The sequence below is a fragment of the Bradyrhizobium betae genome, assembly GCF_050632175.1.
GTDB lineage: Bacteria > Pseudomonadota > Alphaproteobacteria > Rhizobiales > Xanthobacteraceae > Bradyrhizobium > Bradyrhizobium betae_B.
This window is the reverse complement of record NZ_CP192576.1, coordinates 1,004,813-1,022,602: the sequence shown is the minus strand read 5'-3', so window position 1 is coordinate 1,022,602 and position 17,790 is coordinate 1,004,813. Positions and strand designations below refer to the sequence as shown.

The 17,790-nt window shown below is 65.2% G+C and carries 11 protein-coding genes and 3 pseudogenes; 7 read left to right on the top strand and 7 right to left on the bottom strand.

Features of this window, described 5'->3' with window-relative positions:
- Positions 1-144 precede the first annotated feature (144 nt).
- Positions 145-2,622, top strand: coding sequence for an outer membrane protein assembly factor BamA (bamA, locus tag ACQ86E_RS05205; RefSeq protein WP_431206403.1), 2,478 nt, complete (start codon positions 145-147; stop codon positions 2,620-2,622).
- On the opposite strand, the pseudogene ACQ86E_RS05200 reads toward bamA, so the two are convergent.
- From ACQ86E_RS05200 to ACQ86E_RS05175, 6 genes and pseudogenes are all read right to left on the bottom strand, one after another.
- A pseudogene (locus ACQ86E_RS05200) lies at positions 2,619-3,852 on the bottom strand (Zn-dependent hydrolase). The gene bamA and the pseudogene ACQ86E_RS05200 sit on opposite strands and share 4 nt — an antisense overlap.
- Complete coding sequence (locus tag ACQ86E_RS05195; RefSeq protein ID WP_431204495.1) at positions 3,845-4,630, bottom strand: ABC transporter ATP-binding protein; 786 nt, start codon at positions 4,628-4,630, stop codon at positions 3,845-3,847. The pseudogene ACQ86E_RS05200 and the gene ACQ86E_RS05195 overlap by 8 nt, the downstream one beginning before the upstream one ends.
- Positions 4,627-5,400, bottom strand: a complete 774-nt coding sequence (locus ACQ86E_RS05190; RefSeq protein ID WP_431206402.1) for an ABC transporter permease — start codon at positions 5,398-5,400, stop codon at positions 4,627-4,629. The genes ACQ86E_RS05195 and ACQ86E_RS05190 overlap by 4 nt, the downstream gene beginning before the upstream one ends.
- Positions 5,401-5,471: 71 nt before the next feature.
- A complete protein-coding gene (locus tag ACQ86E_RS05185; protein WP_431204494.1) occupies positions 5,472-6,416 on the bottom strand; it encodes an ABC transporter substrate-binding protein in 945 nt (314 codons plus the stop codon).
- Between the two features lie 102 nt (positions 6,417-6,518).
- On the bottom strand, positions 6,519-7,247 hold the full coding sequence (gene hutC / locus ACQ86E_RS05180; protein WP_431204493.1) for a histidine utilization repressor: 729 nt from the start codon (positions 7,245-7,247) through the stop codon (positions 6,519-6,521).
- Positions 7,244-8,602: a formimidoylglutamate deiminase gene (locus tag ACQ86E_RS05175; protein WP_431206401.1), complete on the bottom strand. Its 1,359-nt coding sequence runs from the start codon at positions 8,600-8,602 to the stop codon at positions 7,244-7,246. The genes hutC and ACQ86E_RS05175 overlap by 4 nt, the downstream gene beginning before the upstream one ends.
- A gap of 97 nt (positions 8,603-8,699) precedes the next feature.
- Here ACQ86E_RS05175 and hutI point away from each other — a divergent pair, with 97 nt between their 5' ends.
- From hutI to hutU, 3 genes are read left to right on the top strand one after another with little or no spacing between them, the layout of a single operon-like run.
- Complete coding sequence (gene hutI, locus ACQ86E_RS05170; RefSeq protein ID WP_431204492.1) at positions 8,700-9,914, top strand: imidazolonepropionase; 1,215 nt, start codon at positions 8,700-8,702, stop codon at positions 9,912-9,914.
- Positions 9,911-11,470, top strand: coding sequence for a histidine ammonia-lyase (hutH, locus tag ACQ86E_RS05165; RefSeq protein WP_431204491.1), 1,560 nt, complete (start codon positions 9,911-9,913; stop codon positions 11,468-11,470). The genes hutI and hutH overlap by 4 nt, the downstream gene beginning before the upstream one ends.
- 24 nt (positions 11,471-11,494) lie before the next feature.
- On the top strand, positions 11,495-13,165 hold the full coding sequence (gene hutU, locus ACQ86E_RS05160; protein ID WP_431204490.1) for a urocanate hydratase: 1,671 nt from the start codon (positions 11,495-11,497) through the stop codon (positions 13,163-13,165).
- Here the strand turns inward: hutU and ACQ86E_RS05155 are convergent, their stop codons facing one another.
- Positions 13,166-13,786, bottom strand: coding sequence for a TetR/AcrR family transcriptional regulator (locus tag ACQ86E_RS05155; RefSeq protein ID WP_431204489.1), 621 nt, complete (start codon positions 13,784-13,786; stop codon positions 13,166-13,168).
- A gap of 252 nt (positions 13,787-14,038) precedes the next feature.
- Here ACQ86E_RS05155 and ACQ86E_RS05150 point away from each other — a divergent pair.
- The 3 genes and pseudogenes from ACQ86E_RS05150 to ACQ86E_RS05140 all read left to right on the top strand — a co-directional run bounded on the left by ACQ86E_RS05150 (position 14,039) and on the right by ACQ86E_RS05140 (position 17,790).
- Positions 14,039-14,898 (top strand): annotated as a pseudogene (locus ACQ86E_RS05150) (FAD binding domain-containing protein).
- Positions 14,895-15,419 (top strand): (2Fe-2S)-binding protein, encoded by a 525-nt coding sequence (locus ACQ86E_RS05145; RefSeq protein WP_431204488.1) that lies wholly within the window; start codon positions 14,895-14,897, stop codon positions 15,417-15,419. Before ACQ86E_RS05150 ends, ACQ86E_RS05145 begins: the two are co-directional and overlap by 4 nt.
- A pseudogene (locus ACQ86E_RS05140) lies at positions 15,416-17,790 on the top strand (xanthine dehydrogenase family protein molybdopterin-binding subunit). The gene ACQ86E_RS05145 and the pseudogene ACQ86E_RS05140 overlap by 4 nt, the downstream one beginning before the upstream one ends.

Sequence of the window (17,790 nt, the reverse complement as noted above, 5' to 3'; positions counted from 1 at the left end):
TGATCCGCCAATGAAATTCAACGACCGGAAACAGTACAGCAATCTCAAAGCCACACCGCGGCCACAGCCATTTCGTTTCAGAGCAGGTGCGTGCTTTTGAGGTGTGGAATGTCGGTTTTGCGGGCCTGGCTGATCGCGGTGGCGATGAGCGGTATGTCGATTGCGAGTTCAATTCCCGTCGTGCTGCTGCCGCAGCCCGCGGCCGCGCAAGTCGCGGAGGCGATCGTGGTCGAAGGTAACCGCCGCGTGGAGGCCGAGACGGTTCGCTCCTACTTCAGGCCCGGCCCCGGCGGGCGCCTCGATCAGCCTGCCATCGACGACGGACTCAAGTCCCTGATCGGGACCGGCCTGTTTCAGGATGTGAAGATCAATCAGGCCGGCGGCCGCCTCGTGGTGTCTGTGGTCGAGAACGCCGTGATCGGCCGCGTTGCCTTCGAGGGCAACAAGAAGATCAAGGACGAGCAGCTCTCGGCCGAGATCCAGTCAAAGCCGCGCGGAACCTTCTCGCGGGCGCTGGTGCAGTCGGACACGCTGCGCATCGCCGAGATCTACCGGCGCTCGGGCCGCTATGACGTGCGCGTCACGCCCGAAATCATCGAGCAGCCGAACAACCGCGTCGACCTGATCTTCACGGTCGAGGAGGGTGCCAAGACCGCGGTCAAGTCGGTCGAGTTCATCGGCAACAGCGCCTATTCGGCAGCGCGCCTGCGCGACGTCATCAAGACGCATGAGAGCAACCTGCTCAGCTTTCTCGGCAGCAACGACATCTACGATCCCGATCGCGTCGAGGCCGACCGCGACCTGATCCGCCGCTTCTATCTCAAGAACGGCTTCGCCGACGTCCAGGTCGTGGCCGCGCTGACCGAATACGATCCGGAGAAGAAGGGCTTTCTCGTCACCTTCAAGATCGAGGAAGGCTCGCAGTATCGCGTCGGCTCCGTCGACTTCCGCTCCAGCATTCCGAATTTCGACGCGAGTTCGCTGCGAAGCCTGTCGCGCGTCGGCGTCGGCTCGCTCTACAATGTCGAATCGGTCGAGAAGTCGACCGAAGAGATGCAGATCGAGGCCTCGCGCCGCGGTTATGCGTTCGCCCTGGTGCGGCCGGGCGGCGATCGCAACTTCGAGGCGCATACGGTGTCCGTCGTGTTCAACGTCGACGAGGGCCCGCGCACTTACATCGAACGGATCAACCTTCGCGGCAACACGCGGACCCGGGACTACGTGATCCGGCGCGAATTCGACATCTCCGAAGGCGACGCCTACAACCGTGCGCTGGTCGACCGTGCCGAGCGCCGCCTGAAGAACCTCGACTACTTCAAGAGCGTCAAGATCGTCACGGAGCCGGGCTCATCCAGCGACCGCGTGATCCTGATCGTCGATATGGAAGAGAAGTCGACCGGCGATTTCTCGATCTCGGGCGGATACTCGACGAGCGACGGTGCGCTGGCCGAGGTCTCGGTCTCGGAGCGCAACCTGCTCGGCAAGGGGCTCTATGCCAAGGCGTCCGTCAGCTACGGGCAGTATTCACGCGGCATATCGCTGTCGTTCGTCGAACCCTATCTGCTCGACTACCGGCTCGCCCTCGGGTTCGATACCTATTGGAAGCAGCAGAAATCGAATAGCTATACGAGCTACGGTGTGACGACGCTGGGCTTCTCGCCGCGCCTCGGATTTGCGCTGCGCGAGGACCTCTCGCTGCAGCTTCGTTACTCGCTGTATCAGCAGAGCATCACGCTCGCCAGCGCCTACAACAACTGCAACAACAACGCGGCCAACACCTCGCTGGCCTTCAACCCGACGCCGTCCTACATCAAGAACGTCCTCGGCGGTGTGGACCCCACCAACGCCACGGATTCGGGCGTTTACGGCTATGGCTGCTACGGCGACGGCGAGTCGAGCTTGCCGGTGCGCAAGGAACTCGCGAACGGCGCGACCTGGACATCGGCGCTCGGCTACACGCTGAACTACAACACGCTCGACAACAACAAGAATCCCACTGATGGTCTGCTGGTCGACTTCAGGCAGGATTTCGCTGGCGTGGGCGGCGACGTTACGTACCTGAAGACGGTGCTTGACACCAAATACTACACGCCGCTGGTGTCCGACATCGTCAACGTGATCCATCTTCAGGGCGGCATCCTCAACAAGATAGGCAACAACGATCTGCGTATGCTCGACCATTTCCAGATGGGCCCGAACCTCGTGCGTGGCTTCGCTTCCAACGGCATCGGTCCGCGCGACATCACCTACCTCGACTACGGCGCCACCGGCGATGCGCTCGGCGGCACGAAGTACTGGGGCGCCTCCATGGAGCTGCAGATGCCGTTCTGGTTCCTGCCCAAGGAGGTCGGGTTGAAGGGCGCTGTCTACGCCGATGCCGGCTCACTCTGGGGTTATCAGGGGCCGACGTCGTGGTCGGCCACGGGCGAGGTCAACACCAAGGCCTGCCCGACCTGCGGCCTGCAATATGACGACGGCAACGTGGTGCGGTCGTCGGTCGGCGTCGGCCTGATCTGGGCCTCGCCGTTCGGCCCGCTGCGCTTCGACTACGCGGTGCCGCTGTCGAAGGGCAAATACGACACGGTTCAGGAGTTCAGGTTCGGCGGCGGCACGTCGTTCTAGCCACTCAGTATCCGCCTGCAGGCATCGACGAACACCTGCGCGCCGGTGACGATGTCGGCGTCGGCGGTGTTCTCGGTCCAATGGTGGCTGATGCCGCCGATCGACGGCACGAACAGCATGGCTGCCGGCATCACGGTCGCAAGCATCTGCGCATCGTGGCCGGCGCCGCTCGGCATCCTGATCGATCGTCCGTCCGCCATGGCCTTGCTCGCGGCTTCGATGGCGTCCTGGAAGCCGGCGTCCATCATGGCGGGAGCACCGGTGCGCAGCTTCGTCACGGTGACGGCGCAAGGGCCCTTTGCGTTGACTTCGTTCGCCATCGTCCGCAACAGGTCCTCCAGTCGCGCGATGACGGAAGGATCATCGTCGCGGATCTGGAACAGCATTTCGGCTCCGCCCGGAATGATGCTCGGCGCGCCCGGGTCGAGCGTGATGCGGCCGGTGGTCCAGACCGTGCGCGGTCCGCAGGCGGCGGGGAAACGCTGGTCGATCGCCACGCAGAATTTGGCCAGCGCCAGCCCGGCATCCTTCCGCACGGCCATGCGAGTGGTGCCGGCATGGTTCTGCTCGCCGACGAAATTGATGCGATACTGCCAGATGCCGACGATCGAGGTCACGACCCCGATCGCGAGCTTGCCGCTCTCGAGCCGTATCACCTTGCTCGATGTGCGCCTCGAGATACCCGATATGCCGTCCCTTCTCGACGGCGATTCGCGTACGTGCGGCGAGACCCATGTCGGCGAGGGCATCCCGCATGGTGCGGCCGTTGGTGCGGTCGCGCGCGGCGTCGATCTCGGCTTCGCTCACTTGCCCGACATAGGAGCGCGAGCCGAGAAAGCTGCCGAAATGACCTTCCTCATCGCACCAGGCGGCGACCTCGACCGCGCCCTTGAACGAGGGATCGGCGTTGAGGACGCGGGCGGCTTCGAGCGCGTAGACGACGCCGAGCGGGCCGTCGAGCCAGCCGGCGTAGTTCTGGCTCTCCAGATGCGATCCCGCCAGCAGCTTCGGTCCGGATTTGCTGCTCGTGCCGAGGACATTGCCGATGCCGTCAATCCCTGCGCTGAGGCCCGCATCGGGCAGCTTCTGCACCAGCCAGTCCAACGAGCGCTTGTGCGGCTCGGAGAAGGTCGGCTTGTGCACGCCGGTCTTGTAGGCGCCGATGGCCCGGAGCGCATTGAGATCGGCGAGAACGCGCTGGCCATCGGCGCGTGATTTGGTGTCAGGCATGTTCGGCGACCTTCAGCGCCTCGGTGCGGATTTCCTCGACCAGCCGTTCCTTCAGCTGGACGAATTCGGGCGTGGTCTTGATCCTGTAGGAGCGCGGATGCGGCAGGTCGATCGCAATATCGGCCTTGATCCGCCCGGGACGCGCGCTCATCACGATGACGCGGCTGCCGAGAAAGATCGATTCCTCGATATCGTGGGTCACGAACAGCACGGTCTTCTGGTCGCGTTCCCAGATCCCGAGCAGCATCTCCTGCATGAGCGCACGCGTCTGGTTGTCGAGCGCGCCGAAGGGCTCGTCGAGCAGCAGGATCTTCGGATCGTTGGCGAGCGCGCGCGCGATCGCGGTGCGCTGCTGCATGCCGCCGGAGAGCTGCTTGGGCCAATGGTTCTCGAAGCCGGACAGCCCGACCTGGCGGATGAACGCGTCGGCAATTTTGTTACGCTCCGCCTCGGAAACGCCGCGCTCGCGCAGGCCGAACGCGATGTTCTCGCGCACCGTCAGCCAGGGGAACAGCGTGTAGGACTGAAACACCATGCCGCGATCGGCGCCCGGTCCGGTCACCTCGCGGTCGTCGAGCACCACACGTCCGCTGGTCGGGCGGTCGAGGCTGGCGACGATGCGAAGCAGCGTGGACTTGCCGCAGCCGGAGGGGCCGAGGATCGTGACGAAGTCGTTGTTGCCGATGGTAAGGTCGGTCGGCTCGAGCGCCCGGGTCGGCGCGTTGCCGTGGCGGGCGGGGAAGGTTCGCGAGACCTGCTCGATCTTCAGAGTGGTCATGCGAGCCTCCACGGAAACAGCCAGGCGTTGAACGCCTTGAACAGGAAGTCCGAGATGAGGCCGATCAGTCCGATCACGATGATGCCGAAGATGATCTGACCGGTGTTCAGCAGCGCCTGGCTGTCGGTGATCATGTGGCCGATGCCGGAGGACGAGCCGATCAGCTCGGCGACGATGACATAGGTCCAGGCCCAGCCCAGCACCAACCGGAGGATTTCGGCGATCTCGGGTGCGGAGGAGGGCAGCAGCACGCGGCGGATGATGCCGCGGTCACTGGCCCCGAGCGTATAGGCCGCCTCGACCAGATCGCGCCGTGTCGCGCCCACGGTCACGGCGATCATCAGGATGATCTGGAATACCGAGCCGATGAAGATGACGAGCAGCTTTTGCAGCTCGCCGATGCCGGCCCACAGGATCAAAAGCGGAATGAAGGCCGAGGCCGGCAGATAGCGCGCAAAGGACACGAAGGGTTCGAGGAACGCCTCGACCGGCTTGTAAGCGCCCATCAGTACGCCGAACGGCACCGCGATGATGGCGGCCAGTGCAAAGCCGCCGACGACGCGCCAGATCGTCATGCCGATATCGTACAGGAAGCCCTGCTTGGCGAGCAGGTCGTAACCCTCCTGCACCATGGTCAGCGGGTTGGCGAGGAACACTTTCGACACATGGCCGCCAAAGGTCGCCCAGGACCAGAGGGCAACGAACACCGCGAAGAACGCAAGGCCGTAGGCCACGCGTTGCTTCGATGTCACGGGATCAAGGGGGCGCATCAACGGTCTATCCGGGGGAACAAGCTTGCCGGTCCCGCCGCTAGACGGGACCGGCATGTCTGTTGGGGAGGTTACTTGATGTAGCTGGCGTCGTAGAGGTCCTCGACCTTCGGCGCGGCCTTGATGATGCCGATCTCGAGCAGGAGGTCGGTGGCCTCCTTGTTGAAGGTGAGGAAATCGCCGGCGAAGAATTTCTGGTTCGCGGCCTTGTCCTGCCAGCGCAGATATTTGGCCGAGTTGCCGAACTGCTCGCCGGTCTGCTTCACGTCGGCGCCCATGATCTCGTAGGCCTTGGCCTGGTCCTTGGCGATCATGTCGAGCGCCTCGAAATAGCTGTTGGCGAGCGCCTGCGCGGCTTTCGGATTCTCGCTAAGGAATTTCGGCGTGCAGCCGAACGTGTCCATCACGATCGGGTAGTCCAGCGTGGTCGCGATGATCTTGCCCTTGTCGGGCGCGGCGCGCACGGTCGACAGATACGGTTCATAGGTCATCGCGGCGTCGTTCTGGCCGGACACGAAGGCCTGGGCGGCGGCGGCCGGCTCGAGGTTCACGATGGTGACGTCCTTGGTCGTGAGGCCGTTCTTCTTGAGCATCCAGGCCAGCGCGAAGTACGGCGACGTGCCGGGCGCGGAGGCTGCGACAGTCTTGCCCTTCAGGTCCTTGATCGCGGCGACGTCGTTGCGCACCGCCATGCCGTCGGCGCCGAAGCTCTTGTCGAGCTGGAAGATCTGCTTGGTGGCAACGCCATTGGCGTTCCAGGAGATCCAGGTCTCGACCGTGGTGGCCGCGCACTGGATGTCGCCGGAGGCGATCGCGAGGTGACGGTCCTTCTGCGGGATCTTCTTGATCGTGACGTCGAGGCCGTTCTTCTTGAAGATGCCAGCCTCCTTCGCCAGCGTCAGCGGCGCGAAGCCGGTCCATCCGGAGATGCCGACGCCGACCTTGACGTCGTCGGCGAGCACCGGAGTGGAGGCCGCAAGTGCAATGATTGTCGCAAAAACTTTTGAGCTACGCATGATTGTCCTCTTGCCCAGATGGATTGACGTCCTGTTGATCATTGTCGGTCCTTGCGGACCGTTGCCCGAAAGCGTTGCACGATTTGTGCCGACATCGTCCTCTCAACCTCCCTTGAATCGGGCGACAAGGCGGTGAGAGTCACCGGGATAGAGCAGTCGCACCGCGGTAATGGTGCGCGCGCTGCGCCAGGTATAGCGGTCGATCACGAGGCAGGGGGCGCCGACGGCAATGTCGAGCGCTTCCGCCGTGCGATCATCCGCAACGATCGCGCTGATCGTATGCTCGGCTTCTGTCCATGGGACATGATGAAGCAGCCAGGAACCGGGAGGCTCGCGCGAGAAATCCGCGGTCGCGGCATCCGGCACGGATGACAGATCGATCAGCCTGTCCTCGACGGCAAACGGCACGTTGTCGGCGCTATGGCGGCAGGCGATCGCGACCACCTTGCCCGCCTTCTTGACGCCGAGGCGCTCACGGTCAGCGGCCGTCGCCGTGCGCAGCTTGCGGTGCATCAGTTCGTAGCCATAGCTGCGGCCGAGCGAGGTGATCTCTGCGCGCATGTCCGCGATCTTCAGCACTGCCGACTGATGTTGCGGACGACGCACGAAGGAGCCGGCGCGCCGGCGTCGCTCGATCAGGTCGGCTTGTGCGAGCTCGGACAGCGCCTTGTTCACCGTCATCCGCGAGCAGCCGTAGCGCGCGACCAATTCGTGCTCGAAGGGAATGCGGTGACCCGGCGGCCACTCGCCGGTCAGGATCCGCTTCTCGATGTCGGCGCGGATGCGCTTGTAGAGCGTCGGCTGGTCGGCTGCGTCGGTCGCGAGGCTCATGCGACGAGCCTCCGCACCGATGCGTTGAAGCGCTCGCGCGCAGCTTGCCGCAATCTGTGCCGGCCGCCTTCGACGACCTTGTCGCCGCCCGCCCAGACGCAATCGATCACGCCGCCGCCGGCGGCAAAGATCCAGCCGTCGATCACGGCGTCGCGCGTGCGCCCCGCCAGTGATGGATGCGAAATGTCGAGCGTTACGATATCGGCGCGCGCTCCCGGCATGAGGCCGATGGTCGGCTGCGCCAGCGCTCGTGCGCCGCCCGCGAGCGCGTGGTCGAACAGCGTGCGCCCTGTCGAGCGACCCGCGCCGCCGGAGAGCACGTTGCGCTGGCGATGCTTGAGGCGCTGGCCATATTCGAGCTGGCGCAGCTCGTCGGCGACGCCGACCAGCACGTTGGAATCTGTGCCGATACCGAATGCGCCGCCGGCCGCGAGAAACTCACGCGCCGGAAAGATGCCGTCGCCGAGGCTCGCTTCCGTGACGGGGCAGAGACCCGCCACCGCACCGGTCTTCGCGAACGCAGCGATTTCCGCGTCGGTCGTGTGGGTGGCGTGAATGAGGCACCAGCGACGATCGAGAGGCGCGTGCTCCAGCAGCCATTGCACTGGACGCCGGCCCGACCAGGCGAGGCAATCCTCGACTTCCTTCACCTGCTCGGCGGCGTGAATGTGCACCGGCCCGCCATCCGCAAGCGGAACGATGGCCGCGAGTTCGTCCGGCGTCACCGCGCGCAGGCTGTGCGGAGCGACGCCGATATTGGCGCCCGGTAATGACGCGATCGCCTTGCGCGAAGCGCTCATCAGTCTCGCGAATTGATCGACGGAGCAGATGAAGCGACGCTGGCCGTCATGCGGGGCTGCGCCTCCGAACGAGCCATGCGCATAAAAACTCGGCAGCAGCGTCAGCGCGATGCTTGAAGCTTCGGCAGCCTGCGCGATGCACGCCGCCATCTCGCCGATGTCGGCATAATGCGAGCCGTCGCGATCGTGATGCAGGTAATGGAATTCGCCGACGCGGGTAAACCCCTGTTCCAGCATCTCGACATATAGAAGTGTTGCAACGGCAGTCATGTCATCCGGCGTCATCGCCAGCGCGAAGCGGTACATCGTCTCGCGCCAGGTCCAGAACGTGTCGGTGGAGTCGCCGCGCAGCTCTGCAAGGCCCGCCATGCCGCGCTGGAAGGCGTGGCTGTGCAGGCTCGCCAATCCCGGCAGCGCGATTGCGTGGCGCTCGTCGCCGGCGGCAGGCAGCACGCCCGGCGTCACCTCCGCGATCGCGCCGGCGGTGATCAACACCTGCACGTCATTGGCCCAGCCCGAAGGCAGGAGCGCGGAGGCGAAATGCAGTCGGGTCATGCTTACACCGGCTGGACAGAACCGCCCCACGATTATATGTCTAGACATATAAGTCAAGCATCCCAAGACGCAGGCATATTGGCGAAGGGAGACCTTCATGGCAGAGCGCTTCGACCGGATCTGGCACAACGCCCGGCTCGCCACAATGCGGGCCGACCGTCCCGATCTCGGCGCGATCGAGCATGGCGTGATCGCCGCGCGCGGCGGTCACATCGTCTATGCGGGTGCCGCGGCGGATTTCCCTATTGATGCGGATGCGATCAAGCGCATCGATTGCGAGGGGCGCTGGGTCACGCCGGGGCTCGTCGATTGCCATACTCATCTCGTCTATGGCGGCAACCGTGCGCACGAGTTCGAGCTGCGCCTGAAGGGCGCGAGCTACGAAGAGATCGCGCGCGCCGGCGGCGGCATCGTCTCGACGGTGGCCGCGACCCGCAAGGCAAGCGAGGCCGAACTGGTCGCGAGCGCGCTGCCGCGGCTCGATGCGCTGATAGGCGAGGGCGCCACCACGGTCGAGATCAAGTCCGGCTATGGCCTCGATACGCAGACCGAGATGCGCCAGCTCGCTGCCGCGCGGAGCCTCGGCCGTCAGCGTCCGGTTGCGATCCGCACCTCGTTCCTCGGCGCGCATGCGCTGCCGGTGGAAGCCGATGGCGATAAGGACCGCTACATCGATCTGGTGTGCAAGGAGATGCTGCCGGCCGTTGCAAAGCTCGGCCTTGCCGATGCCGTCGATGCCTTCATGGAAGGCATCGCGTTTTCCGGTGAGCAGACCGCGCGTGTGTTCCAGGCCGCAAGGGCGCTTGGACTACCGGTCAAGCTTCATGCGGATCAATTGTCGAACCTCGGCGGCGCGGCGCTCGCCGCAAAATTCTCCGCACTATCTGCCGATCATCTCGAACACACCGACGAGACCGGCGCTGCCGCGATGGCGACCGCCGGAACGGTGGCGGTGCTGCTGCCGGGTGCCTTCTATTTCATTCGCGAGACGCAGAAGCCGCCGGTCGAGGCGTTTCGCAAGCACGGCGTGCACATGGCGCTCGCGACCGACTGCAATCCCGGCAGCTCGCCGCTGACGTCGCTGCTGCTGGCGATGAACATGGGTGCGACGCTGTTCCGGATGAACGTGGCCGAATGCCTTGCGGGCGTCACCCGCGAAGGTGCACGGGCGCTCGGCGTGCTCGCTGAGACCGGCACGCTTGAAGCCGGCAAATGGTGCGATCTCGCAATCTGGGATATCGAGCGGCCGGCGGAACTCGTTTACCGCATCGGGTTCAATCCGCTGCATCGGCGAGTGTGGAGGGGACAGTGAGGGAGCAGGGCGCAGCAATCGTCGTCAAGCCGGGAACGGTCAGCCTCGACGATCTCGCGGGCGTGCTGGCGGGCGCACCCGTCGCCCTCGATCCATCGTTCTGGCCGCGCGTCGACGCCGCAGCCGAGATCGTCGCGAAGGCCGCGCAAGCCAGCCAACCTGTGTACGGCATCAACACCGGTTTCGGAAAGCTGGCGTCAAAGCGCATTCCGCCGGATCAGACCGCGCTGCTCCAGGGCAACCTCATCGTCTCGCATTGTTGCGGCGTCGGTGCGGCGACGCCGGAGCCGATCGTCCGGCTGATGATGGCGCTGAAGATCGTATCGCTCGGGCGTGGGGCTTCTGGCGTGCGCCGCGAGGTGGTCGAACAGCTGCAGGCCATGCTCGGGCGCGGTGTCTATCCGCTGGTGCCGCAGCAGGGATCGGTCGGCGCATCCGGCGATCTCGCGCCGCTCGCGCACATGACGGCCGTGATGATCGGAGAGGGGCAGGCGATCGTTGGCGGCAGGATCGTGCCCGGCCACGAGGCGCTCGCCGCTGCCGGCCTCGCGCCGCTGACGCTGGGTCCCAAGGAAGGGCTCGCGCTGATCAACGGTACGCAGTTCTCGACCGCTTACGCCATCTCCGGCGTGCTGCGCGCATTTGGCTTGGCTCGCGCCGCACTCGTGACCGGTGCGTTGTCGGTGGATGCGGCGATGGCCTCGACGGCGCCGTTCCGTCCCGAAATCCAGGCGCTGCGCGGTCATCCCGGGCAGATCGCCGCGGCCGCTACGTTGATGGCGCTGCTCGATGGCAGCGATATCCGCTTGTCGCATCTCGAAGGCGATGAGCGCGTGCAGGACCCTTATTGCCTGCGCTGCCAGCCGCAGGTCACGGGGGCGGCGCTCGATCTGATCACGCAGGCCGCACGCACGCTGATCATCGAAGCCAATGCGGTCACCGACAATCCTCTCGTACTGGTCGAGACCGGCGAGATCGTCTCCGGCGGTAACTTCCATGCCGAGCCGGTTGCGTTTGCCGCCGACTCTATCGCGCTCGCGTTGTCGGAGATCGGCGCGATCAGCGAGCGGCGGATCGCGACGCTGGTTGACCCGGCGCTGAATTTCGGACTGCCGCCATTTCTCACGCCCGATCCTGGCATCAATTCCGGCTTCATGATCGCGGAGGTGACCGCGGCCGCGCTCTATGCCGAGAACAAGCAGCGTGCGGCGGCCTGCTCGATCGATTCGACGCCGACCAGCGCCAACCAGGAAGACCATGTTTCGATGGCCGCGCATGCCGCGCGACGCCTGTCCGATATGGCTGATAATCTCGCCGCCATCTTGGGTATCGAGCTGCTGGTCGCCGCCCAAGGCGTCACGCTGCGAGCGCCGCATGCGACCAGCGCGCCGCTCGTTGCAGTCATTGCCGCCCTTCGCGAGCAGGTGCCAGCACTCGGCGCTGACCGCTACATGGCCGGCGATCTCGCCAGGGCCGCGGCGCTGATCGAGGCCGGTGTCCTGCCGGCTGAGGCGATCGCTGCGCTGTCAAATGATCCGTTTCCAGAACTTGATTGAACAAGGCTCGCCGAAGAGGTCCTCATGAACCGCCGACTGGACAACGACCGCACCATCCGCTCGCCGCGCGGCAGCGAGATCAGCGCCAAGAGCTGGCTGACGGAAGCGCCTTTGCGCATGCTCATGAACAATCTCGATCCCGATGTGGCGGAGCGCCCGAGCGAGCTCGTGGTCTATGGCGGCATCGGCCGCGCCGCGCGCGACTGGGAGAGTTTTGACCGGATTACGGACGCGCTGCGCAAGCTCGAAGGCGACGAGACGCTGCTGGTGCAGTCGGGCAAGCCGGTCGGTGTGTTCCGCACCCATGCCGATGCGCCGCGCGTGCTGATCGCGAACTCCAACATCGTGCCGCATTGGGCGACGCTCGATCATTTCAACGAACTCGATCGCAAGGGCCTGATGATGTACGGGCAGATGACCGCGGGCTCGTGGATCTATATCGGCAGCCAGGGCATCGTGCAGGGCACCTACGAGACGTTTGTCGAGGTCGGCCGTCGTCACTATGGCGGCAGCCTCGCCGGCAAATGGATTCTCACCGCCGGCCTCGGTGGCATGGGCGGCGCGCAGCCGCTGGCGGCGACCATGGCGGGGGCCTCGATGCTCGCGGTCGAGTGCCAGCCGAGCCGCATCGAGATGCGCTTGCGCACAGGCTATCTCGATCGTCAGGCGGCAACGCTCGACGAGGCGCTTGCGATCATGGCGGAGGCCGCGAAGACGAAGAAAGCGGTCTCTGTCGGCCTGCTCGGCAATGCCGCCGAGATCTTTCCCGAGTTGGTGCGGCGCGGCGTCAAGCCCGACATCGTCACCGACCAGACCAGCGCGCATGATCCGATCAACGGCTATTTGCCGAAGGACTGGACACTGGCCGATTGGGAAGCCAGGCGCGCGTCCGATCCCAAGGCGGTTGAGCGCGCATCGAAGCTTTCGATGGTCGAGCACGTGCAGGCCATGCTGGATTTCCACGCGCAGGGCATTCCGACGCTCGACTATGGCAACAACATTCGCCAGATGGCGCAGGACATGGGCCTGAAGAACGCCTTCGATTTCCCCGGCTTCGTGCCTGCTTACATCCGCCCCCTGTTCTGCCGCGGCATCGGGCCATTCCGCTGGGCTGCGCTGTCGGGCGATCCCGAGGACATCTTCAAGACCGACGCCAAGGTCAAGGAGCTGATGCCTGACGACAAGCATCTGCACAATTGGCTCGATATGGCGAGGGAGCGCATCAAGTTCCAGGGCCTGCCGGCGCGGATCTGCTGGGTCGGTCTTGGCGATCGTGATCGCCTCGGCCTTGCCTTCAACGAGATGGTGGCGCGCGGCGAGCTGAAAGCGCCGATCGTGATCGGCCGCGATCATCTCGACAGCGGCTCGGTGGCGAGTCCCAACCGCGAGACCGAGGCGATGAAGGACGGATCGGATGCGGTGTCCGACTGGCCTCTGCTCAACGCGCTGCTCAATTGCGCCAGCGGTGCGACCTGGGTGTCGCTGCACCATGGCGGCGGCGTCGGCATCGGCTATTCGCAGCATGCGGGCATGGTGATCGTTGCGGACGGCACGCCTGAGGCGGCAAAGCGGATCGAGCGCGTGCTGTGGAACGATCCCGCCAGCGGCGTCATGCGCCATGCGGATGCGGGCTATGAGACCGCGATCGATTGCGCCCGTGACAAGGGGCTCGATCTGCCGAGCCTGGCGAAATAGCTAGCCGCCCTCCAGCAGCTTCGGCATCGTCGTCTTCGCGCCCTCCATGAAGGTCTGGACGGCGTCGCGGACGATCGCGTCGAGATCGGACGGGATCGGCGTCTCGTAGATGAATTTGCGGATGGCGAGATAGAAGATGCGGCCGTGCAGGCCCCAGAACAGCTCGGTCTCGCGCTCGCTCAGTGGATGGGCCTTCGCATCCGGGAGCTTCAGATCGTGGCGCAGCTCGGCTGCCGCCGGCTCGATGATCTCGCGGCGGACGATGTCGAGATAGCGGCCGGCGATGCCGAACGACTTCATGCCGGAGAAGACGAAGATCCGCACCCAATTGTACTCAAATACGCGCTCGACGTAATCGAGATAGAAGCGCGTCAGCCGCGCTTCCAGCGGCAGCGCGCGGTCGCGGATCATCGGACCCCAATCGGGCGACCAGCGGCTGAGATAGACCTCCTGGTAGACGCGCTCGATCAGCGCTTCCTTGCTGGGGAAGTGACGATAGATCGCCGAGTGCGTGATGCCCATGCGCTTGGCGAGCTCGCGAGTCTGGCCCTCGAAGCCGCGCTCGGCAAAGAAGCGGATCGCCTCGTCGACAATCGCGCGCTCGCGGTCGGCGGCGCGCATGTTGCGGCGCTTTGGCGCGGACTTGCCGGTCTGGGTCCGCTTCCGGATCGGTCGCTTCGCTGGTTTGTGCGGTTTTCGGGCCATTTCGTCGCTGAATCGAACGTCTGGCTGCCTTCATAGCTCAAGGCGCATTTGTGACCAAATGGTCATTTCCTGTTGACCGCTCCTTGGCGCCGTGTCAGGATTTTGAGACCAGATGGTTACAAATCTGGCATCCCGGCTGGTGAGCCGATGGATATCGAGGAAACGGCAGTGAAGGCGAGGGCTTTCAGCTATTTTCGTGCGGCGACGATCGACCAGGCGCTCGACGCTCATGCGCGCGCCGGCGACGATGCGCGTTTCATTGCCGGCGGCCAGAGCCTGGTGCCGGCCCTGTCGCTACGGCTGCAGGCGCCGCGGCTGCTGATCGACATTACCCACATCGACGCGCTGCGCGGCGTCAGGCGCGAAGGCAGCTATCTGCGCATCGGGGCACTGACGCGCCATTGCGAGATGCTGAGCGAGCCGCTGATCGCCGAATTCGCGCCGCTGCTGCACGCCGCGGCCCCCTACGTCGCCCATCCCGCGATCCGCAACCGCGGCACGCTTGGCGGCAGCGTCGCACTGGCCGATCCGGCGTCTGAATTTCCGGCGATGATTCTGGCGCTGGATGCCGAGATCGAGATCGTGGGCCCCGCAGGCCACCGGCGCGTCAAGGCCGACGACTTCTTCATCGACCTGTTCGAGACCGCGTTGCAGCCCGGCGAATTGATCACCGCGATCCATGTCCCGCTGTTCAGGGCGGACCAGCGCTTTGCGTTCGACGAGCTGGCGCGGCGGCGCGGCGACTACGCGCTGGTCGGATGCGGCCTGCTCGCGACTTGCGCCGGCAACCGCATCGACGATATCCGCATCTCCTTCTTCTCGGTCGGCAATACGCCGACGAGGGTGAAGGGACCGAGGCAACTCTGATCGGCGCCAGCCTCGATGCGGGCCGTATCGCTGCCGCGCAAGCCGCGCTCGAAGGGGATCTCGCGCCGCCTGACAGCGATGAAGTGCCGTCCGCGATGCGGCTGCATCTCGCCCGCGTGCTGCTTGGTCGCCTGCTCGGGCGTCTTGGTGAGGGCGCATGAGCGGCTTCGACGAGACGCTTCTGGATGATGTGGACGAGACCGTGCGGGTCCGCTTCGTCGTCAATGGCAGAAAGGTCGCATGCGAGGTCGCGCCGCGCGAGACGCTGGTCGATTGCCTGCGCAACTCGCTCGAACTGACGGGCACGCATGCCGGCTGCGAGATGGGCGCCTGCGGCGCCTGTCTGGTGCAGCTCGACGGCCGGGCCGTGCATTCCTGCCTGATGTTCGCGGTGCAGGCCGATGGCGCGAAGATCGACACCATCGAAGGCCTGACCGAGAGCGGGGCGATCGCCGATCTCCAGGACGAATTCCATCGCCGGAACGCGCTGCAATGCGGCTTCTGCACGCCGGGCATGCTGGTCAACGCCCATGAGCTGCTGTCGCAAGTCGCGCGGCCGAGCCGCGAAGAGATCCGCGACGCGCTGTCGGGCAATTACTGCCGCTGCACCGGCTATGAGGCAATCATCGACGCCATCGATGCCGTCGCCAAGGCACGCAGCGAAGAGGGAGGCGCGACATGAGTGCGCCGCTGATCTCGCTCGATCGGCCGAATTCTTACATTGGCCGCTCCGTGCCGCGGCCCAACGCGAAGCGGCTCCTTGCCGGGCGCGGGTGCTATATCAGCGACCTCCGGCTGCCGCGCATGCTGTATGCCGCCTTCCTGCGTAGTCCCTATGCGCATGCGAAGATCGTTGCCATCGACGTCGAGCAGGCGCGCGCCCTCGAAGGTGTGCATCTCGTCGCCGTCGGCGCTGATCTCGCCAAGATCTGCACACCCTGGACCGGCACGCTCGATCATTTCAAGGGCATGACCTCGGCACCGCAATTGCCGCTGCCGCTGGACCGCGTGGTCTGGGCTGGGCAGGCGGTGGTCGCCGTCGTCGCCGACAGCCGGGCGGTCGCGGAAGACGCTCTGGAATTGATTGAGGTCGGCTACGAGGAGCTGCCTCTCGTCGTCGACATCGACGGCGCACGAGAGCCCGGCGGACCGCGGATCAATCCCGATAGCGTCAACAATGTCTGCTTCCGCAGCGAGCTGGACAGCGGCGCGGTCGACGAGGCCTTTGCGCATGCGGCCCATGTGGTGGAGGAGGAGCTCTCCTTTGGCCGCCATACCGCGGTGACGCTGGAGCCGCGCGCGATCGTCGCTGATTATGATCCCGCCGCCGGCGCGCTCACGGTGCATCACGGCACGCAAACGCCCTATCAGTTCCAGGACCTCTATTCGCGCCACTATGGCATCCCGGAAGCCCGCGTTCGCGTCATCGCGACCGATATCGGCGGCTCCTTCGGGATGAAGCTGCATGTCTATCACGAAGACATGGCGGTGGTCGGCCTCTCGATCCTGCTCGGCCGTCCCGTCAAATACGTCGCCGACCGCATCGAGTCCTTCGTCTCCGACATCCACGCGCGCGACCATCGCGTCCATGCCCGCATGGCGCTCGATGCCAAGGGCGAGATCCTGGCGATGGACGTCGTGGACCTCACCGCGATCGGTGCGTTCTCGACCTATCCGCGCACCAGCGTGGTCGAGGGCAACCAGGTGATCCGCCTGATGGGCGCGCCCTACCGCTTCAAGAACTACCGCGCCACGCTCGAGGTGATCTTCCAGAACAAGGTTCAGACCAGCCAGTACCGGGCGGTCGGACATCCCATCGCCTGCGCCGTCACCGAGCGGCTGGTCGACATCGCCGCGGCGAAACTAAGCCTCGATCCCTTCGCGATCCGTGCGCGGAACGTGATCGCCGACGACGCCTATCCGCAGACCTCGCCGACTGGCTACCGCTTCGAGGCGCTGTCGCATCAGGCCTGCCTGAAGCGCCTGCACGAGATGATGGATTATGACACGCTGCGCGCCGAGCAGGCGGAGTTGCGCAAGCACGGGGTCCACCGTGGCATCGGCATCGCCACTTTTGTCGAGATCACCAATCCGAGCCCGGCGTTTTACGGCGTCGGCGGCGCGCGCATCTCCTCGCAGGACGGCGCGATCCTCAGCCTGACACCGTCGGGCGAGGTGCGCTGCCTGATCTCGGTCACCGAGCAGGGGCAGGGCACCGAGGCCATCATCAGCCAAATCGTGGCCGACCAGCTCGGCCTCGCGCAGGAGCACGTCAAGGTCATCACCGGGGATACCGAGGTGACGCCGCATGGCGGCGCGACTTGGGCCTGCCGCGGTGCCGGCATCGGCGGCGAGACCGCGCTGCAGGCCACGCGCGCGCTCAAGCGCAACATTCTGGAGATCGCCGCGCTGATCCTCCAGGAGCAGCCGTCGTCGCTCGACATCATCGACGGCGAAGTCGTCGATGCGGTGACGCGGAACCAGCGCATGCCGATCTCCGAGATCGCGCGCATCGCCTATTTCCGCTCCGATACGCTGCCGCCCGGCACGCAGGCGCAGCTCACCGTCAGCCATCACTTCGCCCCGCAGGGCTATCCCTTCGCCTTCACCAACGGCATCCAGGGCTGCTCGCTCGAGGTCGATGTCGAGACCGGCTTCATCAAGGTGCTGAAGCATTTCATCGTCGAGGATTGCGGCCGCGTCATCAATCCGATGCTGGTGGACGAGCAGCTGCGCGGCGGCATCGTGCAGGGGCTGGGCGCGGCGCTGTTCGAGGAGTGCCGCTACAGCGAGACCGGCCAGTTGATGAACGGCTCGCTGGCCGACTACCTCGTGCCGATGCCGATGGAAATGCCCGACATCGTCATCGGCCACGTCGAGACGCCGACCGCAGACACTGAGCTCGGCGCCAAGGGGTTGGCGAGGCCGGCACGGCGGCTGCGTCCGCCTGTGTGCTCAACGCCGTCAACGACGCGCTCTTGCCGTTCGATGCGACGATCAATTCGATTCCGATCACGCCGACAAAAGTCCTGAAAGCCCTGAAGCGTTTCTAG

What these genes read in the sequence shown, in the direction of transcription:
- ACQ86E_RS05155 (WP_431204489.1), bottom strand. Translation starts at nt 13,786, where the DNA reads ATGCGCGCCGCCGACCGCGAGCGCGCGATTGTCGACGAGGCGATCCGC.
- ACQ86E_RS05175 (WP_431206401.1), bottom strand. Translation starts at nt 8,602, where the DNA reads ATGACCCGACTGCATTTCGCCTCCGCGCTCCTGCCTTCGGGCTGGGCC.
- hutC (WP_431204493.1), bottom strand. Translation starts at nt 7,247, where the DNA reads ATGAGCCTCGCGACCGACGCAGCCGACCAGCCGACGCTCTACAAGCGC.
- hutU (WP_431204490.1), top strand. Translation starts at nt 11,495, where the DNA reads ATGAACCGCCGACTGGACAACGACCGCACCATCCGCTCGCCGCGCGGC.
- ACQ86E_RS05190 (WP_431206402.1), bottom strand. Translation starts at nt 5,400, where the DNA reads ATGCGCCCCCTTGATCCCGTGACATCGAAGCAACGCGTGGCCTACGGC.
- ACQ86E_RS05195 (WP_431204495.1), bottom strand. Translation starts at nt 4,630, where the DNA reads ATGACCACTCTGAAGATCGAGCAGGTCTCGCGAACCTTCCCCGCCCGC.
- ACQ86E_RS05145 (WP_431204488.1), top strand. Translation starts at nt 14,895, where the DNA reads ATGAGCGGCTTCGACGAGACGCTTCTGGATGATGTGGACGAGACCGTG.
- ACQ86E_RS05185 (WP_431204494.1), bottom strand. Translation starts at nt 6,416, where the DNA reads ATGCGTAGCTCAAAAGTTTTTGCGACAATCATTGCACTTGCGGCCTCC.
- bamA (WP_431206403.1), top strand. Translation starts at nt 145, where the DNA reads ATGAGCGGTATGTCGATTGCGAGTTCAATTCCCGTCGTGCTGCTGCCG.
- hutI (WP_431204492.1), top strand. Translation starts at nt 8,700, where the DNA reads ATGGCAGAGCGCTTCGACCGGATCTGGCACAACGCCCGGCTCGCCACA.